Genomic DNA, 24,623 nt, shown 5'->3' on the forward strand with positions numbered 1-24,623 from the left:
GAAACTGAGTCGGAACAGGCCTGCTGGACGTAGCTCACACCGACCGTGTGTCCAGTGGCTGCGAAGATCCTGCGGACAGGTGTTTCACCGCACGTTTCGGCGAGCGGCCGTGGGGGAGGTCACTGACACGATGATCGGGTTGCGCGGCGGGGGCCACGCGTCCTAGAAAAGCAGTCGGGTGGAGATATGCATCGCGGTGGCGGACTGGGCGAGGGGACTGACGACCTGGGTCCTCGACGTGCCCGGCGGGGAAGGCACCGGCGCGACGCGGAGGAAGCGAACGAAGCACGTCAGACGCAGGCACAAGGTGTACCGAGTGAGCCCGAGCGGATCGACCGCATCGATCAGATCGACCGGCTCGACCGGATCGAGGGGTTCGAACCGATCGAACGGCGGGTCGACCAGCGGGTCGATCCCCTTCGGGCGGCGAGCAGGAATGGTGGTCGGGTGGGGGTGACGTACAAGTACTTCGGGGCGCCCGACGGTGCGACCGCGGCCCGCGTCCCGATCTCGATGCGCCCTGAGGAACTCGGCGGCGACGAGCTCGGCATGAACGGCATGTTCACCAAGATCAAGCCCGAGACGATGGCCGCGATGGTGCTGACCGGCATCGAGGGCGTCCCCCTGAGCAAGGTGCCCCCGCTGGAGCTGGTCGTCCTCCACCCCGACTACGCCGTGGTGAAACTCCCCATGACGGTCGTGGATCCCCTGCGGGACATCGGCGAGGAAGCGGTGGGCGCGGCGGCCTTCATCTGGTCCACGGTCCCCGACCGGGGCGGCCCCCGAGACGCGTTCAACGTCTACCAGCTGCTCCACGAGTGGCAGGACTTCAGCCACCGGCTGCATGAGGCGGGGCATCAGCCTTATTGCCTTGTGTGGCCGTGAGCCGGGGTCACCGGCAGCGGTCACTGGCAGACAGAAAGAAGGCAGTCCGCGACGACTGGCGCCGCCGAACCGGAAGCACAGCTAGCGGTGCATGACTTCCCGCCCGGCTGAGCCGTGGCGGAGATCCCGGATCAGCACGTGTCCGCGGCCGGCAGGCGCTGAGCAGTACGGGCCATGCAGGTCGAGGTTCTCGAGATCCGTGGGGAGGACGAAGTCCGGACCTACGTGCGCCGGGTCGAGGACGAAGGCCACCTTCGTGCCGCTGCTTTCCGGCGCAACGAATTCCCGGGGGCCGGAGAGCGGGCGAATACCGACGAGGTCCTGGCCGAAGCCACGCCCCGCGGACCACATCTCGACCGTGACCCGCTCGGACAACGCCGCCACAGCTGCCGGCAGCCACCACTCAGGACCCAGGAGAGAGTCGTAATAGCCGAGGGCGGGAGTATTTGAGCCGTTCCACCCATGAGGCTGATCCATCACCATCGTGAAGCTGAGATCACCGGTGATCTCGACGACAGTGCGCAGCGTGTGCTCCGCAGCGACCCCTGTCGCCGGATGGAGCGCGTGGCGCGCCACGGCACACAGCACGCGGGCCGGCAGCCTCGGATCTCCACGACCCACCCCGAAGTACATGCCCATCCGCTTGCGCACCGCGGCGTCGAACTCCAGAACCTCGATGTCGGCCGCGTCGTACAGGTGCTCGGTCACGATGAGACGCTACCGATCCGGCTGCCTGAACCGAAGGCGCAAGAGTCGTCCCTTGCCTGCCGGGCTTTCGGGTCCGGGAACTCCCCTTGTGGGTCCGGGCGTTCGGTTCATTGAGTGTGTCGGTCGCGATGGGCAGGGGCGGCGTTCGAGCGCTCCCGCATGGTGAATGATGATCCGACAGATCTGATGGACCTGCTCGACCCTGCTGGACCTGATGGATCTGACAGTCACTCACTTACGCGGTTCATCCGGTGGTGGGACGCGAGTCCAGGACGGAGCCAGGCAGCATGACCTCTCCCCTCAGCGGCGGCAGCAACGCCGGTGGCAGCAGCGGCGGCACCGGCAGCCCATTCTTGAAGATCGACACGAGCAGGCCCCACCCCGCCCGGATGTACGACTACTTCCTCGGCGGGAAGGACAACTACGAGGTCGACCGGGATGCCGCCGAGCAGTTCATCAAGGTGGCCCCGGAGGTGCGGGACGGGGTCCGCGCCAACCGGCACTTCATGCACCGCGCCGTCCGGCACGTCGTCGCGGAGGGGGGCGTCCGGCAGATCCTCGACATCGGCACGGGCCTGCCCACCGAGCCCAACGTGCACCAGATCGCGCATGCCGTCGCCCCCGGGACCCGGGTCGCGTACGTCGACAACGACCCGATCGTCAGCACCCACTCGATGGCCCTGATGGCCGACAGCGACAGCGAGACCAGCACCGACACCTCCGTCGTCCTGGCCGACCTGCGGGACCCCCGCGCCGTCCTCGACCACCCCGACGTACGCAGGATCATCGACTTCGACGAGCCCGTGGCGCTGCTGCTGGTGGCCGTCGTGCACTTCCTCGCCGAGGCGGACGACCCGGACGCCGTCGTCGCGACGCTCCGTGACGCGCTGCCCGCCGGTTCCTACCTCGTCCTGTCGCACGCCACGGGCGACTTCCACGAGGACCGGCGCGAGGACGCGGCCTCCGTCTACAACAAGGCCAGCGCGTCCATGAACCTCCGCTCCCACGGCCGGGTCCTGGACTTCTTCGGCGACTTCACCCTCCTCGACCCGGGCCTGGTCCCGGTCCCGGACTGGCGCCCGGAAGAGCCCCCGAATCGGGACGCCCCGCCGATCGGGATCTACGGCGCGGTGGCCCGCAAGAACGGCTGACCGGCGGGGCGGAAGGAAGGAAGGCCGGGGCGGCGGGACGCTGAACGGAGCCGGTTCCGGTCGCGGTCGGAAGGCCGCCCGGCCGGAGGTCCGTCACCTCAGCGGGGCCGTTTCCAGGAGTTCGTGGGCCAGGTCGTCGGCGGGGGTGGCGGTTTGTTCCGCGACTCGGCGGAAGGTGTCCTGGGCGGGGCGGGCCGGCCAGTCCTGGGGGAGGTGGCGGGCGGGGAGCCGGGGGTCCGCGCGGATCGTCCAGAGCCATTCGCTGACCAGGCGCAGGCGGGTGCCGATCGGGTCCTCGCCCGGGCCCGCGTTCAGGTGGGCGGTCCAGCGTTTGTCGAAGGAGACATAGCGGGCGGCGACGCTCTCCAGGTCCCAGGTGTCGCGGATCATGAGGCCGATGTCCGTGGCCTCGTCGGCCGAGGCGTGGAAGATCTTGACGTGGGCGGTCAGGCCGAGTTCGGCGACGACCGCGGCGACGTCGACCCTCCCCGGGGCGATCCACAGCCCGCTGTAGAGCGCGCCGAACCCGGACCAGGCGAGCCGGGAGCGCAGGTCGTGGCGCTCGCGCTGGCGGGACTCGGGGAGCGAGAAGCCGAGCAGCGTCCAGTCGCCGTCCCAGTCGTCGTTGACCGCGCCCTCGCGCCAGATGCGGGTGCGGCCGTCCTTGAGGACGCGCGTCGCCTGCTCGGTCAGGCCGAAGTACATCCTGCGGCCCTCGCGCTGGCGCCGCAGCAGGCCCCGGCTGACCATGCGCGTCAGCGTGGACCGTACGGCCTGTTCACCGACGCCGACCCGGCCGAGTACCTCGATGATGCTGCCCGAGTAGACGCACAGGTCGCCCTCCTCCAGCACGTGGTTGCCGAAGAAGGCGAGCATGAGCGACTGCGGGCGCAGCTGCGGGGCGCCGCCGTCCGAGGTGTCCGGCAGGTCGTCCGGCAGGTCCGGCAGGTCGTGTGGCATGTCGCGCGGCATGGTGTCCGGGATGTCGTCGTCCTCCACAGGGGAAAGGGTACGGCCGCCCGTCGGGGGTGCGGCGGGCGGCCGTACGGGGTCATCGGGTGAGGTGGCCGACGGGGTGGGCGGGGTCGTACGGGCGCGGGTGGGACGTGGGTCGGGAGCGCGCCCGGAGGCGGGGGCGGGGCGTCATGCGGAGATCTCCTGCGTGCGGGAGGCGTCGGCGCCCTCGGCGGTGCCGGTGGCGTCGGTGGTGCCGGTGGCGTCGGCGGTGCCGGTGGCGTCGGTGGTGCCGGTGAGGGACGTCCGGCTGGTCTCGCGCACGAAGAGGACGGTCACCGCGGTGATCGCGGCGCCGCCGCAGAGCAGCAGGGAGACGGGGGTGCTGCTGTCGCTCCCCGCCACCAGGGTGCCGGCGATCATCGGGGAGAAGCCGGCCCCGATGAGGGTGGCGCCCTGGTAGCCGAGGGAGGCACCGGTGTAGCGGACCCGGGTACCGAACATCTCCGTGAGCAGGGCGCCCAGCGGGCCGTACATCGCGGACTGGGCGATGCCGTGGCCGAGGACGACGGCGAGGATCAGCAGCCCGGGCGACTTCGAGTCGACCAGAGCCATGACGGGGAAGGCGAGCGCGGCCGAGGCGAGCGCGCCGGCCAGGACGACCGGGCGGCGGCCGACCCGGTCGGAGAGCACGGAGGCGCAGGGCAGCACGACCAGCGCGACGGAGGCGGACACCGTGAGCGCGGTGAGCACCTGCGGCCGGGCGTAGCCGATGCCGGTGGCGTACGCGATCAGATAGCTGGTGAGCAGCGACTGGGCGGTGAAGGCGCCGATGCCGACGCAGCAGGCCAGCAGTACCGGACGCGGACGGCGCAGCACCTCGAGGATCGGCAGCCGCGCTGCGGCACGGTCCTTCTTCACCTCGGCGAAGAGCGGGCTTTCGACGACCTTGAGGCGGACGAAGAGCCCGACGCCGAGCAGTACCGCGCTCAGCAGGAACGGCACCCGCCAGCCCCAGGCCGCGAACTCGTCCTCGGGGAGGGCGACGACGAGCGTGACGACGGCGGTGGAGAGCAGGGAGCCGAGCGGGGCTCCCATCTGCGTGAAGCTGGACCACAGTCCGCGCCGCCGGTCGCCCGCGTGCTCGACGACCATCAGCGTGGCGCCGCCCCACTCACCGCCGATGGCGACGCCCTGGACGACGCGCAGGGTGATCAGCAGCACCGGCGCCCAGACGCCGATCGTGCCGTACGTGGGCAGCAGTCCGACGAGGAAGCTCGCGCCGCCCATCAGGCCCATGGTGAGCAGCAGCATCGACTTGCGGCCGAGCCGGTCGCCGAAGTGGCCGAAGAGGATGCCGCCGAGCGGGCGGGCGACATAGCCGGCGGCGAAGGTGCCGAACGCGGCGATGGTGCCGACGGCGGGGTCCGCGCCGGGGAAGAACAGCTCGCCGAAGACCAGGGCGGCGACCGTTCCGTAGACGAGGAAGTCGTAGAACTCCACGGCGGTGCCGAGCAGTCCGGAGGCGGCGACCACGCGCAGCTGCCGGGCTCGTTCGGCGGCCGTGGACGGTGAAGCGGGGGATGCGGGTGAGGCTGGGGACGGGGGTGATGCGGGGGACGGGGGCATCGCGGTCTCCCTTGACCGGGGGAAGGGAAGGACACCGTGAAGTTAGGCCCTACTCTTACCGTCGTCAAGAAAGTGCACAACATTGGTCCTCACGCCGGGCGCGCGCGGCTCATGCTCACTGCCAGGAACCGTCCACCGGTCCCTCGATGTCCTGTTCCGCCCAGATCGTCTTGCCCTTGACCCCCGGGCGGGTGCCCCAGCTCCGGGTCAGCTGGGCGACCAGGAGGAGGCCGCGGCCGCCCTCGTCGTACGTGCGGGCCCGGCGCATGTGGGGGGCCGTGCCGCCGCCGTCGGAGACCTCGCAGATCAGGTTCCGGTCATGGATGAGGCGCAGTTGGACGGGTGGTTCACCGTGCCGGATCGCGTTGGTGACCAGCTCGCTGACGATCAGCTCGGTCACGAAGGAGGCATCGGTCAGACCCCAGGCCTCCAGGCGGCCGACCGCCTTCTTCCGGGCGTCGGCGACCGCGGCGGGGTCGGTGTCGATCTCCCAGGTGGCGACACGCGAGGCGTCGAGCGCCCGGGTACGGGCGACGAGGAAGGCCACGTCGTCGGCGGGCAGCCGGGGGAGCATCCGGTCGAGGACCGAGTCGCAGACGACGTCCAGGGAGGCCGAGGGTTCGGCCAGGGCCCGGCACAGGCGGGCGAGGCTGTCGTCGATGTCGCTGTCGCGGGAGCGCGAGCGGATCAGACCGTCGGTGTAGAGGGCCAGCAGACTGCCTTCGGGCAGTTCGACCTCGATCGACTCGAAGGGGAGTCCGCCCAGGCCCAGGGGAGGCCCCGTGGGCAGGGCGAGCAGTTCCACGGTGCCGTCCGGGCTCACCACGGCCGGCAGCGGGTGCCCGGCCCTGGCCACGGTGCAGCGCCGGGAGACCGGGTCGTACACGGCGTACAGGCAGGTCGCCCCCACGTCACCGGCCGGCTCGCCTTCGCCGAGGGCGTCCGCCTCGGTGGCCAGCCGGCCCACCAGGTCGTCGAGGTGGGTGAGCAGCTCGTCGGGGGGCAGATCGATGTCGGCGAGGGTGCGGACGGCCGTCCGCAGCCGTCCCATGGCCGCCGAGGCGTGGATGCCATGACCGACGACGTCGCCGACGACCAGCGCGACCCTGGCCCCGGACAGCGGGATCACGTCGAACCAGTCGCCGCCCACCCCGGCGCGCGCGTCGGCCGGAAGATAGCGGGAGGCGACCTCCACGGCGGACTGCTCGGGCAGCCCCCGCGGCAGCAGGCTGCGCTGCAGGGTGACCGCCGTCGCGCGCTCGCGGGTGTAGCGCCAGGCGTTGTCGATGCAGACCGCCGCCCTGGCCACCAGTTCCTCGGCCAGCACCAGGTCGTCCTGCCGGAACGGCTCGGGATGACGGTGCCGGGCGAAGATGACGACGCCCAGGGTGCTGCCACGGGCCGACAGGGGCACGGCCATCACGCTGTGGAAGCCGAAGTCACGGATACGGGACATGCGCAGCGGATCCCCGTCGACCCACTCCGCGATCGCGGACTCGGTCATCCGGCGGCTCACGGCCCGTCCCGAGCGGAGGCTCTCGGCCGCCGGAGAGCTCTGCGGGTACTCGTCCACGTCACCCAGGGCGAGGACCGCCTCGGGGACGCCCGGCAGCACGGACTGGTGGGCGACGCGCCGCAGCAGCAGGGATTGGTCCCGCGCGGCCCCCTCCCCCGCCGGCGCCGCCTGCCGCACCGGCTCCTCATGTCCTTCCTCGAACGACGTCAGCAGGTCGACGCTGAGGAAGTCGGCGAGATCCGGGACCGCGACGTCCGCCAGCTCCTGCGCGGTACGGGTCACGTCGAGCGTGCTGCCGATGCGGGTGCTGGCCTCGGCGATCAGCTGGAGGCGCTTGCGGGCCCAGTACTGCTCGGTCATGTCGTGCCCGGTCGCGGCCACGCCCAGGACGCGGCCGTCCGCATCCTCCACCCGGTACAGATGGACCGACCAGGCGTGCTCACGGTTCTCGCCGGGAGCCCGCCCATGGTTCTCCACGTACTGCGGCTCACCGGTCTCCAGGGCCAGCCGCATCCGCCGCTCGACCTCCTCGGACAACGGCAGGGGCAGCACGTCCGTCATCCGCAGCCCGCGCAGTTCCTCCTCGCTCAGGCCCAGCGCGCGCTGCGCGGACCGGCTGGACCGGCGGTAGCGCAGATCCGTGTCGTACACCGAGGTCGCGCAGGACGGCGACTGGAGCAGGCCCCGCCGCATGAGCACGTCGTCGTCCGGCCGGAACCGCGGCCCGGGCACGGCGCAGACCAGGAGCCAGTCACGGGACCCGTCTTCCGCCGTCCGGTGGTGCGCGAGGAGCCCGGCCTCCACACGGTGGCCGTCCCGGTGCCGGAGGGCGAGCGTGCCGTGCCATCTGGGCAGCGCGGCGAGCGGGGCCAGATCCGCCGGCGCCGGCTCCTCCGCGAGGAGCCCCGCCGCCGGCCGGCCGACGACCGCCTCCGGGGCGTACCCGAGCAGCCGTGCCGCTCCGTCGTTCCAGCCGGTCACGGTGCCTTGCTCGTCGACGACGACACGCGCGGTGAGCGCCTCGGCGACCTCCTCTGTTCCACCACCCATCCAGCTCTCCTTACTCCCGCATAAGGCATATTTCATACTAGATGGGCCCTCAAACACGTGAACGCGGTCCCCTCCCGAGGCCGCTCACATCCGTGTGGGGCTCCCGTCGGCGACGACGCCCGCGCTCTCCCGTCGCCGCCGGGCCGCTCCCGCTGCCCCGGGGGTGTGGCCGCTGCCGCACCCCGGGGGTGTGGCCGCTGCCGCGGGGGTGTGGCCGCTGCCGCGGGGCGCGGCCGCTCGCCTCGCCCCCGTCACCCCGGGCACCGGGCACCGGGCACCGGGCACCGGGCACCGGGCACCGGGCGGAGCGTCTCTCACCCGCGTCGGTCGCGGGTCCGTTCCCCCGGCCGTGAGCTCTCCGGGAGCTCGCCGCCCACCGTGAAGCCGATCACCGAGCCGCCGCCCGCGCGGCGGAAGGCGAACGGCGCTCCGCCGTGCGCGAGCGCGACTTCGCGCACGATCGACAGGCCCAGCCCGGAACCCGGCAGGGAGCGCGCGTCGGGGGCGCGGTAGAAGCGGTCGAAGACGCGGGTCAGGTCGGTTTCCGCGATACCGGGCCCGCGGTCGAGGACCTCGACGCGGACGACCCCCGGCCAGGACGGTCCGGTGACGCCGATCTCGACGGGCGCCCTGCCCTCACGATCGAACTTGGTCGCGTTCTCCACGAGGTTGGACACCGCCCGCTGAAGCATGCCCGGCCGGCCGTAGAGGGTGGTGTCACCGCTCGTCCGGACCAGGACCTGCCGTCCGGAGCGGCGCCTGGCCAGGCCCGCGACCTCCTCCGCGATGTCGGCGAGGTCCAGCTTCCGGGGTGGTTCGGCGTCGGACTGACCGGCCGCCAGGTCGACGAGCTCGTTGACCAGGTCGGTCAGCTCCCTGGCCTCCTGGGTCAGATCCGCGACCAGCTCGTCACGGATGTCCGGGGGCAGCTCGTCGATGCGGCGCAGCAGCGAGATGTTCGTACGCAGAGACGTCAGCGGCGTCCGCAGTTCGTGCCCGGCGTCCTGGACGAGCCGCCGCTGGTCCTCCTCCGACTGGGCGAGCCGGCCGAGCATACGGTCGAAGGCGCGGCCCAGCCGGCCCACCTCGTCGTGACCGGTGACCGGCACCTGCACGCCGAGCCGCCGCGTGCGCGCGACGTCCTCGGCGGCGGTGGTGAGGATGACCAGCCGGTGGGTGATGCGCCGGGCCAGCCACCAGCCGAACAGGCCCGCGGCCGTCACCACCGCGATCATCAGGATCAGCGTGCGCTGCTGGAGCGCACGCAGCAGGTCCTCGGTGTCGCTGAACTCCTGCGCCACCTGCACCGCGCCCCGGCCGCCGCCGAGGGAGACGGTCGCTACGCGGTAGACGTCACTGCCGACGTCGACATCCTTGTGGACGGCGATCCGCCCGGCCGTCACCGCCACCGCGATCGTGCGGTCGGCGGTGACGACGGGCAGCCCGGGGCTGCCCCGGTCCACGACCGAGCCGTCCGGGCCGAGCACCTGTACGTCCGTACGGGCCGGCCGCACGATGTCGTGCCCCGGCGCGGACGAGGAGAAGTCCTCCGCCGCCATCCGGTGGTCGCGCACCTCGTCCCGCAGGTCCTGCACGACCTCGTCGAACACCGACTCCTGGTCGACCCGGACCAGCCGGGCGGCCGCCGAGTACGACAGGACGCCGACGAGCACGGTGACCGCGGCGGTCACGGCCGCGAACGACACCGCGAAGGTGGTGCGCAGCGACACCAGCTTCGGCCGCGGCCGGGACAGCAGCGGGCCCAGCGGACGCCCCGGACGCGCGGGACCCGGGGGACCCGGGAAACGCAGACGTCTCACCCCGTCCCGTCCCTCAGTCTTCCCGTAGCACGTAACCCACCCCGCGCACGGTGTGGATCAGCTGCGGGGCGCCGGGCTGGTCGAGCTTGCGGCGCAGATAGCCGACGTAGACGGCGAGGTTCTTGGAGCCGGGACCGAAGTCGTAGCCCCAGATGCGGTCGTAGATCGTGGAGTGGTCCAGGACGATCCCGGCGTTGCGCGCCAGCAGTTCCAGCAGCTCGAACTCGGTCCTGGTCAGTTCCAGCTCCCGCCCGCCCCGCCAGGCCCGCCGCGCCTGCGGGTCCATCCGCAGCCCGGCCGCCTCCACGTGCCGCTCGGACGTCCGCTTCGCGACGTCGGCCACCGGCGCGGCGGTCTCGGGAGCGGCGTCCGGGTTCGTGCGGCGCAGCAGCGCCCGCAGCCGGGCGAAGACCTCCTCGACGTCGAACGGCTTGACCACGTAGTCGTCGGCGCCCGCGTCCAGACCGGCGATCCGGTCGGCGGTCTCCACCAGGGCGGTGAGCATCAGGATGGGCGTGCGGTCGCCCTCGGCGCGCAGCACCCGGCAGACCTGGAGGCCGTCGATCCCGGGCATCATCACATCGAGGACGAGCACGTCGGGCGGGTTCTTGTGGGCGTGCGCCAGCGCCTCGACGCCGTCGGCCACCGCGGTGACCCGGTAGCCCTCCAGGGCCAGGGCCCGTTCCAGGGCGTTGCGGATGGCACGGTCGTCTTCGGCGAGCAGCACGGTGGGAGGCACCGGGCCAGTCTGCCAAGGCCTCCGGCGGTTGGGCGGTGGGGACGGTCCTACGATCACCCTTCTTACTGGGCTCTCACCGTCCGGGTGGGCGCGCCCCGTGGGCTGCCGCCCCCAGCCCCCCGCTGCCGGCCTGAACGGCCTCGTCCTCGATCGCCGGACGGGCTGGTTTTCCCCGCCCGGCGCTCAACAGGCCGGCGGGCTGCCGGCGCCGCCGACCGGTCCGCCTCGCCTCGCCTCGCCTCGCCTCGCCTGCAAGACCGGACGGACCGGCCTTGCAGGTGTTCGTCGTCCGGTGCTCAGGGGCTCAGCGGGCCGCCAGCGCCGCCAGCTGTTCGGCGAACGGCACGACCGTGAACTCGTCCTTCTCCGCCTTCTGGTCCTTCTCCGCCTTCTGGTCCTTCCCGGCCTCCGCCGGTCCGGGCGGCGTGGACAGGCCCGTCATCAGCGTCGCCAGCTCCCCCGCCGCCCGTTCGATCCGCTCGGGCAGGCCCTCCGCGCCCCAGTCCTCCGAGGCCGCGTAGACGGCGGTCGGGACGACGACGGCGCGAAGGTGGGAGAAGAGCGGCCGCAGGGCGTGCTCCAGCACCAGCGAGTGCCGGGCGGAGCCACCCGTGGCGGCGATCAGCACCGGCCTGCCTGCGAGGGCGTCCGGGTCGAGCACGTCGAAGAACGACTTGAACAGGCCGCTGTAGGACGCGGAGAACACCGGTGTGACGGCGATCAGCCCGTCCGCCGCCCCCACCGCCTCCAGCGCGGCCGCAAGCTTGCGGCCGGGGAAGCCGTTGGTGAGGTTGTGGGCGATCTCGACGGCGAGGTCACGCAGCTCCACGACCTCCACCTCCGCCGAGGTCCGCCCGGCGGTCGCGGCCGCCAGCCGGTCGGCCAGCAGCCGGGTCGACGACGGGACGCTCAGCCCCGCCGAGACGACGACGAGCTTCATACGGCGTCCACCCCTTCCTTGGAGGCTCCGGCAGCCTGGGCCGCCTGCGCGGCCTTGAGCAGCGACTCGTGGGTCGGCGCGTCCGGCACATCGGCCGGCCGGCCGACGGCGAACTCCTTGCGCAGCACCGGTACGACCTCTTCACCGAGCAGGTCGAGCTGCTCGAGCACGGTCTTCAGCGGGAGCCCCGCGTGGTCCAGCAGGAACAGCTGGCGCTGGTAGTCGCCCGCGTACTCGCGGAACTTGAGCGTCTTCTCGATGACCTGCTCCGGCGTGCCGACGGTCAGCGGGGTCTGGTCGGTGAAGTCCTCCAGGGACGGCCCGTGACCGTAGACCGGAGCGTTGTCGAAGTACGGCCGGAACTCCCGCACCGCGTCCTGCGAGTTCTTCCGCATGAACACCTGCCCGCCGAGCCCCACGATGGCCTGCTCGGGCGTCCCGTGTCCGTAGTGCGCGTAGCGGGCGCGGTACAGCTCGACCATCCGCTTGGTGTGGTCGGCCGGCCAGAAGATGTTGTTGTGGAAGAAGCCGTCACCGTAGAACGCGGCCTGCTCGGCGATCTCGGGCGAGCGGATGGAGCCGTGCCAGACGAACGGCGGTACGTCGTCCAGCGGGCGGGGCGTGGAGGTGAAGCCCTGGAGGGCCGTACGGAACTTGCCCTCCCAGTCGACGACGTCCTCGCGCCACAGCCTGCGCAGCAGGGCGTAGTTCTCGATGGCGAGGTTGATGCCCTGCCGGATGTCCTGGCCGAACCAGGGGTAGACCGGCCCGGTGTTCCCGCGGCCCATCATGACGTCCACCCGGCCGTCCGCCAGGTGCTGGAGCATCGCGAAGTCCTCGGCGATCTTCACCGGGTCGTTGGTGGTGATGAGGGTGGTGGAGGTGGAGAGGACCAGCTTCTCCGTCCGCGCGGCTATGTACCCGAGCATCGTCGTCGGGGACGACGGCACGAACGGCGGGTTGTGGTGCTCACCGGTGGCGAAGACGTCGAGGCCGACCTCCTCGGCCTTCAGCGCGATGGCGACCATGGCCTTGATCCGCTCGCGCTCGGTCGGCGTACGGCCCGTGGTGGGGTCCGGCGTGACATCGCCGACGCTGAAGATCCCGAACTGCATGGTCGCTCAACCTCCAAAGTTGTTGACCGTTAAACTATACCGCCCTAACGGCATCCCCTCTCCCTGTATTCCGCCGACCCTCACGGCCTCTGTCGCGGCCTCCTCACGGCCTCCGTCACGGCCTCTGCCGCGACCTCTGTCACGGCCTCCGTCGCGACCTCCGTCCCGCCCGTCGCCGCGACCTCCGCCGCGCTGCCGAGGCCCGACTGTCAGTGCCTCGTCCTACGATCCGGAGATGGCCACCCCACGCCGTGACACCCGAGGCATCGTCGACGCCGCGGACTTCCTCGCACGCGTGCGCTTCCGCCGCCCCGAACCGGCCCCGTCCCTGCGCCCCTACGTCGAGCACTACTGGCTGATCGACTGGGACCTGACCGAGCCGTACGTCTCCCACGTGGTCCCGCATCCCGCGGTCCACCTGGTGTTCCAGCGGTTCGAGGGCCAGGAACCCTTCGTCGAGATCGCCGGCGTCCAGCAGGGCCTCTTCACGCAGAAACTGGAGGGCCGGGGACGGGTCTGCGGCGTCAAGTTCCGCCCGGGCGGCTTCCGTCCCTTCGCCCCCGGCCGGCCGGTCTCCCACTGGACGGGCCGCCGGGTACACCTCACCGGCACCGACCCGGCCCCGGTCCTCACCCCGGCGGACGAGAGCGCCCGGGTGGCCGCCCTGGACGCCCACCTCCTGGCCCTCGCCCCCGCCCCGGACCCGCGGGCGGACCTGGCGACGGCCCTCGTCGACCGCATCCGCACCGACCGCACCATGCGCAGGGTGTCGGACCTGGCGGGCGGCGAGGGCCTCTCGGTACGGCGGCTCCAGCGCCTGTTCGCCGCGTACGTGGGGGTCGGCCCGAAGTGGGTGATCCTCCGCCATCGCATCCACGAGGCGCTGGAACACGCGGAGGCCGAGCAGGCGGTGGACTGGGCGGCCCTGGCCGCAGACCTGGGCTACGCGGACCAGGCCCACCTGGTGCGGGACTTCACCGCGACGGTCGGGGTCCCCCCTGCGACCTACGCGAGACATCGCGCCGCGTAGGCAGCACGGCGCTGAGACCTACCCGGCTCCGCACCAGAGGACCTGGCCCGCAGGATCGCCGGCGTCAGTCCCAAAAACTCACCCGGACCCTGCGCACCCTGGAGCGCGACGGCATCCTGACCCGCACGGTCACCCCGTCCGTCCCCGTCCCGTCCGTCCCCGTCCGCGTCGACTACGAGCTGCCCGCCCTCGGCAGCAACCTCGCGCTGCCGCTCACGGCCGTCGAGGACTGGGCGGAGATCCACTTCGACGAGGTCCGGGCGGCCCGCCGGCGCTACGACGCGGACACCCCCGACGTCCGACCGGCGTCCCTCAACGGATGCCGAGCGGCAGGGCGTCCATGTAGCTGTTGGACGGCTTCCCGACCTTCTGCACGCTCCGCGCCGCCAACTCGACCGCCGCCGACGACGTGCCCAGCGTGCCGCTCCCGTGCCAGGTCCCGGTGACGTCGACCCAGGTGTCGGTCTTCGGCGCCGCGATCCCCTGCACCAGCACCTTGACGGACGACGCGTCCGCAGCACAGCAACTGACGATGATCCGGGTCAGATACCAGCCGTCCTGGTTCCCCGCGGCCGGGCTGACGAAGCCGGTCATCACGACCGTGCGGCCCCGGACCGCCAGCGACCGGTCCTGCTGCACCCGCTGGGTGAAGTCGGTGAGCGTGATCGGCAGCGGAGAGGTCGCGGGCAGCGGATCGAAGGCGTCCTCCTGCACGGCGACGGCCTTCGCGGGCTCCCGCGAGGCCGTGTAGGAGCCGAGCGCGGGAGGCGCGTAGAAGAGCAGGCTCAGCGCCGGCAGGAACAACAGCCAGGCCACCCGCGGAACAGCCGGAGTGATCGTGCCCGTGGCCCCCCTGATGCCCCAGGTCCGCATGACCGCGCCCCGGCCGGCCATGGCCTCCATGACCGTGACCGTGCCCCCGTCGGCCGTGGCCCTCGTGACCGCGAGCGTGCCCCTGCGGACCGCGTCCCGCATCACCATGACCCTGCCGACCGTGCCCCGCATCGCCATGCCCCGCATCGCCATGCCCCGCGTGCCCCGCATCGCCATGCCCCGCGTGCCCCGCCTCCGGCGGTGCGGCCCACGCCTCCGCCAAGCCCAGGAGCACCAGCAGCACCCCGGAGGCGACCAGCAGCGGCCGCATCCCCTCCTTGACGAGCCGCAGGTACTCGTCCGTGAACAGCGAGGTGTGCAACAACCCCAGCCCGGCCAGCACCAGCAGCCCCACCTGCACGAACCGTCTCACAGCAGCACCCCTCCGATCACCGCGCTGCACACCACGGCGACCACCGCCGTGGCCGACGAGAACCGCACCGCGAAGGCCCGCCCGAACGTCCCCGCCTGGAGCGCGATCAGCTTCAGGTCGACCATCGGCCCCACCACCATGAACGCCAGCCGCGCGACCGGCGAGAACCCGCTCAGCGAGGCCGCCACGAACGCGTCCGCCTCGCTGCACACCGCCAGCACGATCGCCAGCGCCGCGAGGAACAGCACGGACAGCCACGGCGAACCCGCGAAGGTGTCGAGCAGCGAACGCGGCACCGCCACGTTGAACGTCGCCGCCGCCATCGCCCCCACCACCAGGAAACCCCCCGCGTGCAGGAAGTCGTGCTGGAAACCACGGCGGAACTCGGTGAACCGGCTGCGTCCGGGAACATGGCCGGTATGGCGGACGGCGGTGGGCCGCAACCACTCCTCCCGCCCCAGCCAGAGCCACAGCCAGCCCATCGCGGCGGCGGTGACCAGCGAAGCGAGCAGCCGGGCGAACACCATCTCGGGGCTGCCCGGGAAAGCGACGGCCGTGGCCGTCAGCACCACCGGGTTCACGGCGGGCGCCGACAGCAGGAACGCGAACGCGGCGGCCGGCGTGACCCCCCGCCCGATCAGACTGTTCGCCACCGGCACCGAGGCGCACTCGCACCCCGGCAGCACCACCCCGGCCATCCCCGCGACCGGCACGGCCAGCGCGGCCCGCTTCGGCAGCAGCCGGCCGAAGACCCGGGCCGGCACGAACGCGTTGATCGCCCCCGACAGAGCCGTGCCCAGCAGCAGGAACGGCAGCGCCTGCACGGTCACGGCCAGGCACACCGTCCGCCACGCCTGCACCGCCGGCTCGTCCAGCGACCGCCCGACGAGCACCAGCAGCACACCCGGCACCACCGCCGCGCCCAGCAGCAACAGCGGCCAGTGCCGGGGCAGTTCACGCCCCGGTGGGGTGTCCGCTGCCCGCACTTCCCCGGCCGCCGCCGCGGACGGCCGTATGCCCGTCTCCTGCATGCCGCCCCTACACCCGGCCTTCCCGCAATCGCGTGACCTGCTCCGCGCCGAACTCCACCGTGCGCCGCATGTGCCGCACGATCACCGCGAGTTCGGCGTCCGCCAGGTCCTCGAAGAGCGGCATCCAGTCGCCGCCCAGTCGCTCCCACATCCGCCCGAACTCGGCGATCCGCTCCGGCACCGTGACCACCAGGACCCGCCGCCGGTCGGCCGCGTCGCGCTCCCGGACGACGTAGCCCGCCCGCTCCAGCCGGTCCACCAGCCGCGTCGCCGACCCGGTGGTCAGCCCCGTCAGCTCGGCGACCCGGCCCGTCGTCACCGGCGCCCGTTCCAGCGTCAGCAGGTTCAGACACTGCAGATCCGTGGGATGCAGGCCGAGGCGGTCGGCGAGGGCCTGGTTGAACAGGGCGTACGCGGCCACGTACCGACGCGACACGACGGCCAGCTCGTCCAGCAGCCGCGACCGCACGTTTCCGGACATCGCACCCCTTCGTCGGCACCGGCGTCAGCGCCGTCCGCAGATGGTACGACGCCCCGGTCGGGCCGGCGTCAGAAGAAGTAGGCGTCCCCGGTCTCCAGTACCAGCACCTGCTGCTGGTCGTTCGACCGGTTACGGTCCACCGCCCCGCCACCCCACAGCGTGTCGACGGCCATCGTCACCTCCGTCGGCCGCCCCCGCAGCCACACCCGCAACGCGATCGCCTCCCCCAGCCCGTCCGCGGCCAGCGCCCCCGTCCGGCAGACCACCTCCTGGCGGCCCGTCCGCGCGCAGCCGGCCGGCAGCCGCTGCGCCCCGGCCGCCAGCGGCACCGACCAGCGCAGCCGCACGGTCGAGTCGGCGACGTCCGCCGGACCGTGATTGCGCGGAGTCAGCCGGACGTCGATCCGGCCGCCCGCCATGACGGCGGAACCGTGGTACGACAGGTCGGCCTCGGACGCGTCCACCGCCGCGCCCCCCGCTGCCTCCCCCGCCGCCGCCCGCGCGGGTGCGACCCCCGTCCCCACCGCCGCCAGCACCGCACCCCACACGGCGAGACCCCGCATCATGCGCATGCCACCACTCCTCGATCAGAACCGATCAGAAACCGCCCGGGTCGGGTACGGGTCGTATGAAGGGGATGTATCCCACGCCCGGCGTCCGGCAGGCGCCCTCCAACAGGTGACAGCACCCCGCCGTGCCAAGCTGCGGCCATGCTCATCCTCCGGTCCGCCGCCCTGTTCGTCGTCGCCGCGCTCTTCGAGATCGGCGGCGCCTGGCTGGTCTGGCAGGGCGTACGAGAGCACCGCGGCTGGCTGTGGGCGACGGGCGGAGTCCTCGCCCTCGGCGCGTACGGCTTCGTCGCCACCTTCCAGCCCGACGCCCATTTCGGCCGCATCCTCGCCGCGTACGGCGGCATCTTCGTGGCCGGCTCCCTGCTGTGGGGCATGGTCGCCGACGGTTACCGCCCCGACCGCTGGGACGCGTCCGGCGCCCTGGTCTGCCTCGCCGGGATGGCCATGATCATGTGGGCCCCGAGGAACGGCGGCTGACCCCGATACGCTGGGCGGCAGCCGATCGTATGAATGAAACACCCCCGTGCATGAGGAGCAGCCCATGGCCACCGCCGCACCGTCCGCCGCCTCCCGCATCGCCGTCGTCACCGGTGCGAGCAGCGGAATCGGCGCCGCCACCGCCCGGCAGCTCGCCGCGGCCGGCTACCGGGTCGTCCTGACCGCCCGCCGCAAGGACCGCATAGAGGCGCTGGCCGAGGAGATCACACGGACGGGCGGCTCCGCGACGGCGTACCCGCTGGACGTCACGGACCGCGCGGTGGTCGACGAGTTCGCCGGCGCCTTCAAGACGATCGGCGTCCTCGTCAACAACGCGGGCGGCGCACTCGGCGCCGACCCCGTCGCCACCGGCGACCCGGCCGACTGGCGCACGATGTACGAGACGAACGTCCTCGGCACCCTCAACGTCACCCAGGCCCTGCTCCCGAAGCTGGTGGCGAGCGGTGACGGAACGGTCGTGGTGGTGTCCTCGACCGCCGGGCACGGGACGTACGAGGGCGGCGGCGGCTATGTCGCCGCCAAGCACGGTGCCCATGTCCTCGCCGAGACCCTCCGCCTGGAGATCGTCGGCCTGCCGGTGCGCGTCATCGAGGTCGCCCCCGGCATGGTCAGGACCGACGAGTTCGCCCTCACCCGCTTCGGCGGCGACGAGGCCAGGGCCGCCAAGGTCTACGAGGGCGTCGCCGAACCCCTCACCGCCTCCGACGTGGCCGAGACGATCACCTGGGCGGTCACCCGCCCCAGCCACGTCAACGTCGATCTCCTCGTCCTTCGCCCCCGCGCCCAGGCGTCCAACACGAAGGTCCACCGGGAACCGTGACGGCCGAGGAGGAGACCGCCGGGAAGGACCCGCGCTCACCGGAGCAGCGCTCGATGGAACAGCGCCGCCTCGCCCAGGAGACCAGGGACGAGCGCAGGATGTGGGTCTTCCTGGCCTACTTCCTCTTCGGCATCCACGTCGTGGCGTTCGTGATGATCTACGCGGTCCGCCACGCGAGGTGACGGTCACCGCGAAGCGACAGTCACGCGAATAGGGTTTCCACGTGGACAGACACATACCGTTCGAGACACTGCACAACTTCCGTGACCTGGGCGGATACCCGACCGGTACCGGCCATCGGGTCCGCGCCGGCCGGCTCTTCCGCGCGGACTCGCTCGGCAAGCTGAGACCGGACACCCCGGACTGGGACCGCTTCCTCGCCCTGGGCATCCGCACGGTGATCGACCTGCGCCACCCGTGGGAGGCGGAGTCCAGAGGCCGGATCCCGGAGCACGACTCCTTCACCTACCGGAACCTCAGCATCGAGCACCGTCCGTACGACCAGCCGTCGTTGACCCCGGACGTCGACCCCGGCCCGTACCTCTCGGCACGCTTCATGGAGGTGGCGGAGGACGGCACGAAGGAGATCGCGGCGGCCCTGGAGCTGGTGGCGCGAGCTCATGAGGGACTGGTCTTCCACTGCGCCTCGGGCAAGGACCGCACCGGGCAGTTGGCCGCCCTGGTCCTGGGCCTGCTGGGCGTCCCGGACGAGGTGATCATCGAGGACTTCAGCCTGACGGAACTGGCGACCGAGGCCCTGCTCGCCGACTGGAGCGCGCGAAACGAGGGCCGCGTCCCGGTGTGGCCGTCCTTCGGCCGGGCCCCCGAGTCGGTGATGCGCCTGTTCCTGGAGGCGCTGAGGGGACGTTACGGCTCACTAGAGGCGTACGTGTCGCAGGCCCTCAGCATGGACGCGGAAGCCCTGACGACGGCCCTGCGGGCCAACCTCCTCGAACCGGTCCCCACCACCTGGCCCGGGTTGACCTACCGCAGGGCGGCACCCGGGGACGCTCCCCTCCTGGTCCGCCTGCGCGACACGGCCGCCCTGTGGCAACTGGCCCGGGGCATCGAGCAGTGGCAGCCGGGCGAGAAGACCGAGGCCCACTTCGTCGACCGTATGCACGCGGGCGAGGTCTGGCTGGCGTACGCGGCCGGAACGCCGACCGGCGCCTGGGAACTCTGGTGGGACGACCCGGCCGCCTGGGGCCCCCGCCCCGCCGACGCGGGCTACATCCACCGCCTGATGACGACCCCCCACACGTCCCCACCGGGCACGGGCCGCAACATGCTGGCGCAGGCGGAGGCCCGCATCGCCGCGACCGGCCGCCCCTACGCCCGCCTGGACTGCCTCTCCACCAACCCCCACCTGCGCAGGTACTACGAGTCCGCGGGCTACACGGTCGTCGGCGAACAGCGCGCCAAGGAGGGCGGCACGGGCAGCCCGTACGCGGTGACCCTGCTGGAGAAACGGCTCGGCTGAGGGAGGGACGCGTGAGGGGCCCGAGCCCAACCGGCTCAAGCCCCCCACCGCGGACCGTCTCCGCGGAGCGGCGGCGTCCCTCCGTCACGCATCACGCCGTCACACGCGGCCCGTCAGGCATCAGCCCTTGACGCACACGACCTGCTTCAGCTTCGCCACGACCTCCACCAGGTCCCGCTGCTGATCGATGACCTGCTCGATCGGCTTGTAGGCGCCCGGGATCTCGTCCACGACGCCGGAGTCCTTACGGCACTCCACGCCCTGTGTCTGGTCCTCCAGGTCCTTGGTCGAGAACCGACGCTTCGCCGCGGTGCGGCTCATCCGCCGACCCGCGCCGTGCGAGGCCGAGTTGAAGGCCTTCTCGTTGCCGAGGCCCTTCACGATGTACGAACCGGTGCCCATCGAGCCGGGGATGATGCCGTACTCGCCGGAACCGGCCCGGATCGCGCCCTTGCGGGTCACCAGCAGGTCCATCCCGTCGTAGCGCTCCTCGGCGACGTAGTTGTGGTGCGCGCTGATCTCCTGCTCGAAGGCCGGCTTCGCCTTCTTGAACTCCTTGCGGATCACGTCCTTCAGGAGCGCCATCATGAGCGTGCGGTTGTACTTCGCGTACTCCTGCGCCCAGAACAGGTCGTTGCGGTACGCCGCCATCTGCGGGGTCTCCGAGACGAACACGGCGAGATCGCGGTCGATCAGGCCCTGGTTGTGCGGGAGCTTCTGCGCCACCCCGATGTGGAACTCGGCGAGTTCCTTGCCGATGTTCCGGGAACCGGAGTGCAGCATCAGCCAGACCGAACCATCCGTATCCACACAGACTTCAACGAAGTGATTGCCCCCGCCGAGCGTCCCCATCTGCTTCGCGGCACGCTCCGCACGGAACTTCACCGCCTCCGCGACCCCGTCGAACCGCCCCCAGAAGTCGTCCCACCCCGTGGCGGTGAGGCCGTGGAGCCGTCCCGGGTCGACGGCGGTGTCGTGCATCCCCCGGCCCACCGGAATCGCCTGCTCGATCTTCGAGCGAAGCCGGGACAGGTCCCCCGGCAGATCGTTCGCCGTCAACGACGTCTTCACCGCCGACATCCCGCACCCGATGTCGACCCCCACCGCCGCCGGGCACACGGCGCCCTGCATCGCGATGACCGACCCGACCGTCGCGCCCTTGCCGTAGTGGACGTCCGGCATGACGGCCAGCCCCTTGATCCACGGCAGCGTCGACACGTTCCGCAGCTGCTGGAGCGCGCCCTCCTCGACCGACGCCGGGTCGGTCCACATACGGATGGGTACCTTCGCGCCCGGCATCTCCACGTACGACATATCGCCCTCATTCGCCCGGAATCAATACAGAAGTCTCAAGTCGCAAAACTGGCGCCAAGGTCCAACGAAAAGGACAGCGGACCGGCATCCACAGCTCCACGTGCGATACACATTGTCTCCAGGGGCCGACCCCGCTCGGCAAGCGAATAACCAGCGGGGACACCGGACCACCGCCCATCACCCGACCGTCGCCCACGACGGACGAACATGACCGTCGAGAGGAGCCGACCGTGCAGCGGAAGGCATACGTACCCGGCGTCGTCGCGCTCCTCGCGGCGCTGCTGGCCGGCTGCACCGGCGGTTCCGACGAAGGCGGCTCGACGGACGACTCCAACCCGGGCGAGGCGGGAACGGCCACCGCCGTCGCGCAGCCCGGCAAGTACGCCACGCTCCCCGAGGCCTGCGGTGTGGTGAGCCGGGCCACGCTCGACTCGCTGCTCCCCGGCATCAAGCAGCTCGCCGACGAGACACAGCGTGACACGGCCTACGCGGGTGAGGCGACGCTGACGTACGACACGGACCGCAAGGTGGGCTGCCGTTGGAAGGTGGAGTCGACGGACGCCACCGACCATCTCCTCATCGACTTCGAGCGGGTCGTGTCCTACGACAACGCCGTGAGCGACGACAACCAGGCCGAGGCCCTCTTCGCCAAGAAGGTGACCGCGGCCGACCTTCCGGCACCCGCCGCCTCCACGACGACCGGCTCCCCTTCGCCGGGCGGGAGTTCCTCCGCCTCCGCGACGGCCCCCGTCTCCCCCTCCGCCACGGCCTCTTCGCCGGCCTCGGCCTCGGCCTCCTCGACCGTTCCCACCGCCGCCCTCCAGTCCCGCGTCCTGGAGGACCTGGGCGACGAGGCGTTCGTCGACGACACGCTCAACAGCTCCGGTTCGACGGCCGAACAGCGCACGGTGACTGTGGCGTTCCGCACGTCCAACGTCTTGGTGACCATCGAGTACGAGGAGCAGCCGGCGACCGTCGGCGCGGTGCCGGACAGTGAGGAAATGCAGGACAAGGCCAGGAAACTGGCCGCGCAGCTGGACGACTCGCTGGCGGGCTGAGGGCACTTCGGCCCGGTTCGTGCCTCACCCGCAAAGCCTTCGAGGCGGAACCGCACAGCTTCTTCACCGACTACCGTGGCCCCTCGGACCCGATCCGACCGCAGGAACCACGAGCGTCATGAGTGAAGGAACCATGCAGCGACGAGCCCAGCGAGACGGCCAGTTTGACCAGCGCGAGCAGCGTGCCGAGCGAGTGACCCGGGCCGGAGGGCTGAACCGCCTGCTGGCCGCGGCGGTCGCCGTCCCGGTGATGCTGGTCGCCGCGGGCTGCTCCTCCGACTCCGGCTCGGGCGACGACGCGAAGGACACCAGCGCCTCCACCGGTTCAGGTTCCGGCGCCGACTCGACGGCGAGCGCCGCGCCCACCGTGCAGGCGGCGGCGTACAAGACGCTGCCCGAGGCGTGTGCGGTGGTGTCGAAGAAGACCCTGACGGAGCTGGTGCCGAAGGGGGCGGCCTCGGGCAAGGAGGGGACGTCCAGCGACACCGCCGCCCGGGCCAACTGCTCCTGGTCCAGCCTGGCCAACAACGGCGTCAAGGGCTCGCAGTTCCGCTGGCTGAACGTTTCTCTGCTGCGTTTCGAGTCGGACGCGACGACCGGTGACGGCGAGTCGCAGGCGAAGACGTACTACGCGAAGCAGGTCAAGGTCTCCCAGGCGGTGTCGGGCGCGAAGAACGTCAGGTCGGAGCCGGTCGCCGCGACGGGTGACGAGGCGACGTCGGTGCACTACGACCTGAAGAAGTCGGAAGGCGCCTTCAAGCAGCAGACGGTCGTGGTCCGGGTCGAGAACGTCGTGCTCACGCTCGACTACAACGGTGCCGGTCTGGCGGGCGACAAGGCGCCGAGCGCGGAGACCCTGACGAAGTCGGCGGAGAAGGCGGCCAAGGAGGCGGTGGCCGCCGTGCAGTCGGCCAACGGCGAGGGCGGCAGCGGCAGTTCGGGTACGTCGACCAAGAGCCCGTCGAGCCCGTCCCCCTCCGGGTCGGCCTCGTCGGCCCCGTCGGCGACCCCCTCCAAGGCGCCCTCCAAGGCGCCCTCCAAGGCGCCCTCCAAGTCGGCGTCGGCGACCCCCGGGGCGACGGCGTCCAAGGCGGCGGCAGCGGCCCCGAAGGCTTCCGCTTCCACGAAGAGCTGACGGACCGGCAACACGTGCGCCGCACACATGTGCCACCCTGTTGCGCGCAAGAACACGCAAGGGGAGGGGAGTACGGGTGTCCGCGCCAATACAGCTGACCCGGACGCACCGCGTTCTCATCGGCGTGGTCGTGACCGGCGCCGTGATCATCGCCGGCATAGGCTTCGCCGGTTCGTACGCGGCCGTCCGGGAACTGGCCCTCGAGAAGGGCTTCGGGAACTTCTCCTATGTGTTCCCGATCGGCATCGACGCGGGTATCTGCGTCCTGCTGGCCCTGGACCTGCTGCTGACCTGGATCCGCATCCCCTTCCCGCTGCTGCGGCAGACGGCGTGGCTGCTCACGGCGGCGACCATCGCCTTCAACGGCGCGGCGGCCTGGCCGGACCCCCTGGGCACGGGCATGCACGCGGTGATCCCGATCCTGTTCGTGGTGTCCGTCGAGGCGGCCCGGCACGCGATCGGCCGGATCGCGGACATCACGGCGGACAAGCACATGGAGGGCGTGCGCCTCACGCGCTGGCTGCTCTCCCCGCTGCCCACCTTCCTTCTCTGGCGCCGTATGAAGCTGTGGGAGCTGCGCTCCTACGAGCAGGTGATCAAGCTGGAGCAGGAACGTCTCGTCTACCAGGCGAGGCTCCACTCCCGCTTCGGCCGCGCCTGGCGCCGCAAGGCCCCGGTGGAGTCGCTGATGCCGCTGCGCCTGGCGCGCTACGGCGTTCCGCTCACGGAGACGGCCCCGGCGGGCCTGGCGGCGGCGGGCATAGAGCCGGCCCTGCTGCCCTCGGCGCCGGTGCCGGCACAGCTCCAGACGCCGGCTCCGGCGCCCCAGCAGCAACTGGCGGCGGCCCCGGTTCGGCAGCAGCGGCAGCAACCCCGGGTCCAGCCGGCCGAGCAGCCGCCCGCGCCGCCCGAGGAGGAGCAGAGCCCGTGGTTCCAGGCGCCGCACGAGGTGGCCTACCAGGGCGGCTACGACCCGACGTACGACCCCTCCGAGCAGTACGCCCAGTGGTACGAGGAGCAGCAGCAGGCCGAGCAGTACGCGGACCAGTACCAGGAGGAGCCGCCGGCCCAGGAGCCCTCCCCGGAGGAGACCGGCTCGTTCCCGATCCCGGTGGGCCCGGGGCGCAGCCGTGAGCTGGGCGGGGGCGGTGGGACTCCGCTCGTCGAGCCGGACGAGGAGGCGTACTACCAGGTCTTCAAGCAGTCGATAAGCAGCGGCGGCTACCCGACGCCGAGTCAGTTCAGCGACGACGTGGAGGCGACGTACGGCGCTCCGCTGCTCGACGCCGAGGCCAAGCGCATGGTGATGCGCTTCCAGAACCGTCATGCGGCGGAACTCGAAGAGGACCACATCGCGTAGCGGCGGATACGACGGATACGACGGAGGGGGGGCCCGGGGGGGGCACCCGGCGCCCCCCCCGGGGGGGCGACCCGGCCGCCCCCGGGCGGGG

At 71.8% G+C, this 24,623-nt stretch carries 22 protein-coding genes and 2 pseudogenes; 11 read left to right on the top strand and 13 right to left on the bottom strand.

Translation table 11 applies throughout. The annotated features are described in order from the left end of the window. Positions 1 to 186: 186 nt before the first annotated feature. Positions 187 to 885 (top strand): hypothetical protein, encoded by a 699-nt coding sequence (locus tag ACFWBB_RS36235; protein ID WP_385281480.1) that lies wholly within the window; start codon positions 187 to 189, stop codon positions 883 to 885. Positions 886 to 966: 81 nt separating this feature from the next. Here ACFWBB_RS36235 and ACFWBB_RS36240 read toward each other — a convergent pair whose 3' ends face one another. Beyond that, positions 967 to 1,593 carry a hypothetical protein gene (locus tag ACFWBB_RS36240; protein WP_385281483.1) on the bottom strand — a complete coding sequence of 209 codons (627 nt, stop codon included), beginning with the start codon at positions 1,591 to 1,593 and terminating at the stop codon, positions 967 to 969. Between the two features lie 287 nt (positions 1,594 to 1,880). Between ACFWBB_RS36240 and ACFWBB_RS36245 the strand changes: the two genes are divergently transcribed. Beyond that, positions 1,881 to 2,744 (top strand): SAM-dependent methyltransferase, encoded by an 864-nt coding sequence (locus ACFWBB_RS36245; protein ID WP_385281485.1) that lies wholly within the window; start codon positions 1,881 to 1,883, stop codon positions 2,742 to 2,744. A gap of 93 nt (positions 2,745 to 2,837) precedes the next feature. Here the strand turns inward: ACFWBB_RS36245 and ACFWBB_RS36250 are convergent, their stop codons facing one another. From ACFWBB_RS36250 to ACFWBB_RS36280, 7 genes are all read right to left on the bottom strand, one after another. Continuing rightward, positions 2,838 to 3,704, bottom strand: coding sequence for a PaaX family transcriptional regulator C-terminal domain-containing protein (locus ACFWBB_RS36250; RefSeq protein ID WP_385281530.1), 867 nt, complete (start codon positions 3,702 to 3,704; stop codon positions 2,838 to 2,840). Between the two features lie 183 nt (positions 3,705 to 3,887). After that, entirely contained in the window at positions 3,888 to 5,327 is a 1,440-nt protein-coding gene (locus tag ACFWBB_RS36255) for an MFS transporter (RefSeq protein ID WP_385281488.1), read from the bottom strand. A 115-nt stretch (positions 5,328 to 5,442) separates the two neighbouring features. After that, positions 5,443 to 7,893 carry a SpoIIE family protein phosphatase gene (locus ACFWBB_RS36260; protein WP_385281491.1) on the bottom strand — a complete coding sequence of 817 codons (2,451 nt, stop codon included), beginning with the start codon at positions 7,891 to 7,893 and terminating at the stop codon, positions 5,443 to 5,445. Positions 7,894 to 8,207: 314 nt separating this feature from the next. Continuing rightward, positions 8,208 to 9,650 carry an ATP-binding protein gene (locus ACFWBB_RS36265; RefSeq protein WP_385281533.1) on the bottom strand — a complete coding sequence of 481 codons (1,443 nt, stop codon included), beginning with the start codon at positions 9,648 to 9,650 and terminating at the stop codon, positions 8,208 to 8,210. Positions 9,651 to 9,726: 76 nt separating this feature from the next. After that, on the bottom strand, positions 9,727 to 10,452 hold the full coding sequence (locus ACFWBB_RS36270; RefSeq protein WP_385281494.1) for a response regulator transcription factor: 726 nt from the start codon (positions 10,450 to 10,452) through the stop codon (positions 9,727 to 9,729). Positions 10,453 to 10,756: 304 nt separating this feature from the next. Beyond that, positions 10,757 to 11,392 (bottom strand): FMN reductase, encoded by a 636-nt coding sequence (locus ACFWBB_RS36275; RefSeq protein ID WP_385281496.1) that lies wholly within the window; start codon positions 11,390 to 11,392, stop codon positions 10,757 to 10,759. After that, on the bottom strand, positions 11,389 to 12,507 hold the full coding sequence (locus tag ACFWBB_RS36280) for an LLM class flavin-dependent oxidoreductase (protein WP_385281499.1): 1,119 nt from the start codon (positions 12,505 to 12,507) through the stop codon (positions 11,389 to 11,391). Before ACFWBB_RS36280 ends, ACFWBB_RS36275 begins: the two co-directional genes overlap by 4 nt. Positions 12,508 to 12,742: 235 nt before the next feature. Between ACFWBB_RS36280 and ACFWBB_RS36285 the strand changes: the two genes are divergently transcribed. Both ACFWBB_RS36285 and ACFWBB_RS36290 read left to right on the top strand, forming a co-directional pair. Beyond that, complete coding sequence (locus tag ACFWBB_RS36285) at positions 12,743 to 13,537, top strand: DUF6597 domain-containing transcriptional factor (RefSeq protein ID WP_385281502.1); 795 nt, start codon at positions 12,743 to 12,745, stop codon at positions 13,535 to 13,537. A gap of 39 nt (positions 13,538 to 13,576) precedes the next feature. Beyond that, a pseudogene (locus tag ACFWBB_RS36290) lies at positions 13,577 to 13,824 on the top strand (winged helix-turn-helix transcriptional regulator); the annotation flags it as partial. Between the two features lie 25 nt (positions 13,825 to 13,849). Here ACFWBB_RS36290 and ACFWBB_RS36295 read toward each other — a convergent pair. The 4 genes and pseudogenes from ACFWBB_RS36295 to ACFWBB_RS36310 all read right to left on the bottom strand — a co-directional run bounded on the left by ACFWBB_RS36295 (position 13,850) and on the right by ACFWBB_RS36310 (position 16,867). After that, positions 13,850 to 14,783: pseudogene (locus tag ACFWBB_RS36295) on the bottom strand (TIGR03943 family putative permease subunit). Then, positions 14,780 to 15,814 carry a permease gene (locus tag ACFWBB_RS36300; protein WP_385281505.1) on the bottom strand — a complete coding sequence of 345 codons (1,035 nt, stop codon included), beginning with the start codon at positions 15,812 to 15,814 and terminating at the stop codon, positions 14,780 to 14,782. The pseudogene ACFWBB_RS36295 and the gene ACFWBB_RS36300 overlap by 4 nt, the downstream one beginning before the upstream one ends. A gap of 7 nt (positions 15,815 to 15,821) precedes the next feature. Next, entirely contained in the window at positions 15,822 to 16,295 is a 474-nt protein-coding gene (locus tag ACFWBB_RS36305; RefSeq protein ID WP_385281507.1) for a MarR family winged helix-turn-helix transcriptional regulator, read from the bottom strand. A gap of 68 nt (positions 16,296 to 16,363) precedes the next feature. Beyond that, the gene (locus tag ACFWBB_RS36310) at positions 16,364 to 16,867 is read right to left on the bottom strand and encodes a hypothetical protein (RefSeq protein ID WP_385281509.1); all 504 of its coding nucleotides are present in this window, start codon (positions 16,865 to 16,867) and stop codon (positions 16,364 to 16,366) included. Between the two features lie 138 nt (positions 16,868 to 17,005). Here ACFWBB_RS36310 and ACFWBB_RS36315 point away from each other — a divergent pair, with 138 nt between their 5' ends. The 4 genes from ACFWBB_RS36315 (at position 17,006) to ACFWBB_RS36330 (ending at position 19,665) form a co-directional block, all read left to right on the top strand. Next, positions 17,006 to 17,344, top strand: a complete 339-nt coding sequence (locus ACFWBB_RS36315) for a YnfA family protein (RefSeq protein WP_385281511.1) — start codon at positions 17,006 to 17,008, stop codon at positions 17,342 to 17,344. A gap of 64 nt (positions 17,345 to 17,408) precedes the next feature. Further along, positions 17,409 to 18,185, top strand: coding sequence for an SDR family NAD(P)-dependent oxidoreductase (locus ACFWBB_RS36320; RefSeq protein WP_385281514.1), 777 nt, complete (start codon positions 17,409 to 17,411; stop codon positions 18,183 to 18,185). Then, positions 18,182 to 18,367: a hypothetical protein gene (locus ACFWBB_RS36325; protein ID WP_385281535.1), complete on the top strand. Its 186-nt coding sequence runs from the start codon at positions 18,182 to 18,184 to the stop codon at positions 18,365 to 18,367. Before ACFWBB_RS36320 ends, ACFWBB_RS36325 begins: the two co-directional genes overlap by 4 nt. A 41-nt stretch (positions 18,368 to 18,408) precedes the next feature. Next, entirely contained in the window at positions 18,409 to 19,665 is a 1,257-nt protein-coding gene (locus ACFWBB_RS36330) for a GNAT family N-acetyltransferase (RefSeq protein ID WP_385281516.1), read from the top strand. 120 nt (positions 19,666 to 19,785) lie between these two features. On the opposite strand, the gene ACFWBB_RS36335 is transcribed toward ACFWBB_RS36330, so the two are convergent. Next, positions 19,786 to 20,979, bottom strand: a complete 1,194-nt coding sequence (locus tag ACFWBB_RS36335; protein WP_385281519.1) for an RtcB family protein — start codon at positions 20,977 to 20,979, stop codon at positions 19,786 to 19,788. Positions 20,980 to 21,209: 230 nt separating this feature from the next. On the opposite strand from ACFWBB_RS36335, the gene ACFWBB_RS36340 reads away from it, so the two are divergent. The 3 genes from ACFWBB_RS36340 (at position 21,210) to ACFWBB_RS36350 (ending at position 24,532) form a co-directional block, all read left to right on the top strand. Beyond that, positions 21,210 to 22,037 carry a DUF3558 domain-containing protein gene (locus ACFWBB_RS36340; RefSeq protein ID WP_385281521.1) on the top strand — a complete coding sequence of 276 codons (828 nt, stop codon included), beginning with the start codon at positions 21,210 to 21,212 and terminating at the stop codon, positions 22,035 to 22,037. Positions 22,038 to 22,155: 118 nt separating this feature from the next. Then, the gene (locus tag ACFWBB_RS36345) at positions 22,156 to 23,172 is read left to right on the top strand and encodes a DUF3558 domain-containing protein (protein WP_385281524.1); all 1,017 of its coding nucleotides are present in this window, start codon (positions 22,156 to 22,158) and stop codon (positions 23,170 to 23,172) included. A gap of 76 nt (positions 23,173 to 23,248) precedes the next feature. Further along, positions 23,249 to 24,532 carry a DUF2637 domain-containing protein gene (locus ACFWBB_RS36350; protein WP_385281525.1) on the top strand — a complete coding sequence of 428 codons (1,284 nt, stop codon included), beginning with the start codon at positions 23,249 to 23,251 and terminating at the stop codon, positions 24,530 to 24,532. The last annotated feature ends 91 nt before the right edge of the window (positions 24,533 to 24,623 follow it).

Source organism: Streptomyces sp. NPDC060000 (assembly GCF_042737375.1).
In the GTDB taxonomy this organism is placed as follows: domain Bacteria; phylum Actinomycetota; class Actinomycetes; order Streptomycetales; family Streptomycetaceae; genus Streptomyces.

Excerpts from the sequence above, each read along its gene's own strand:
- ACFWBB_RS36345 (WP_385281524.1), top strand. The coding sequence starts at position 22,156 with ATGAGTGAAGGAACCATGCAGCGACGAGCCCAGCGAGACGGCCAGTTT.
- ACFWBB_RS36275 (WP_385281496.1), bottom strand. The coding sequence starts at position 11,392 with ATGAAGCTCGTCGTCGTCTCGGCGGGGCTGAGCGTCCCGTCGTCGACC.
- ACFWBB_RS36335 (WP_385281519.1), bottom strand. The coding sequence starts at position 20,979 with ATGTCGTACGTGGAGATGCCGGGCGCGAAGGTACCCATCCGTATGTGG.
- ACFWBB_RS36255 (WP_385281488.1), bottom strand. The coding sequence starts at position 5,327 with ATGCCCCCGTCCCCCGCATCACCCCCGTCCCCAGCCTCACCCGCATCC.
- ACFWBB_RS36285 (WP_385281502.1), top strand. The coding sequence starts at position 12,743 with ATGGCCACCCCACGCCGTGACACCCGAGGCATCGTCGACGCCGCGGAC.
- ACFWBB_RS36280 (WP_385281499.1), bottom strand. The coding sequence starts at position 12,507 with ATGCAGTTCGGGATCTTCAGCGTCGGCGATGTCACGCCGGACCCCACC.
- ACFWBB_RS36300 (WP_385281505.1), bottom strand. The coding sequence starts at position 15,814 with ATGCAGGAGACGGGCATACGGCCGTCCGCGGCGGCGGCCGGGGAAGTG.
- ACFWBB_RS36310 (WP_385281509.1), bottom strand. The coding sequence starts at position 16,867 with ATGCGCATGATGCGGGGTCTCGCCGTGTGGGGTGCGGTGCTGGCGGCG.
- ACFWBB_RS36260 (WP_385281491.1), bottom strand. The coding sequence starts at position 7,893 with ATGGGTGGTGGAACAGAGGAGGTCGCCGAGGCGCTCACCGCGCGTGTC.
- ACFWBB_RS36235 (WP_385281480.1), top strand. The coding sequence starts at position 187 with ATGCATCGCGGTGGCGGACTGGGCGAGGGGACTGACGACCTGGGTCCT.
- ACFWBB_RS36315 (WP_385281511.1), top strand. The coding sequence starts at position 17,006 with ATGCTCATCCTCCGGTCCGCCGCCCTGTTCGTCGTCGCCGCGCTCTTC.
- ACFWBB_RS36305 (WP_385281507.1), bottom strand. The coding sequence starts at position 16,295 with ATGTCCGGAAACGTGCGGTCGCGGCTGCTGGACGAGCTGGCCGTCGTG.
- ACFWBB_RS36245 (WP_385281485.1), top strand. The coding sequence starts at position 1,881 with ATGACCTCTCCCCTCAGCGGCGGCAGCAACGCCGGTGGCAGCAGCGGC.
- ACFWBB_RS36320 (WP_385281514.1), top strand. The coding sequence starts at position 17,409 with ATGGCCACCGCCGCACCGTCCGCCGCCTCCCGCATCGCCGTCGTCACC.
- ACFWBB_RS36250 (WP_385281530.1), bottom strand. The coding sequence starts at position 3,704 with ATGCCACACGACCTGCCGGACCTGCCGGACGACCTGCCGGACACCTCG.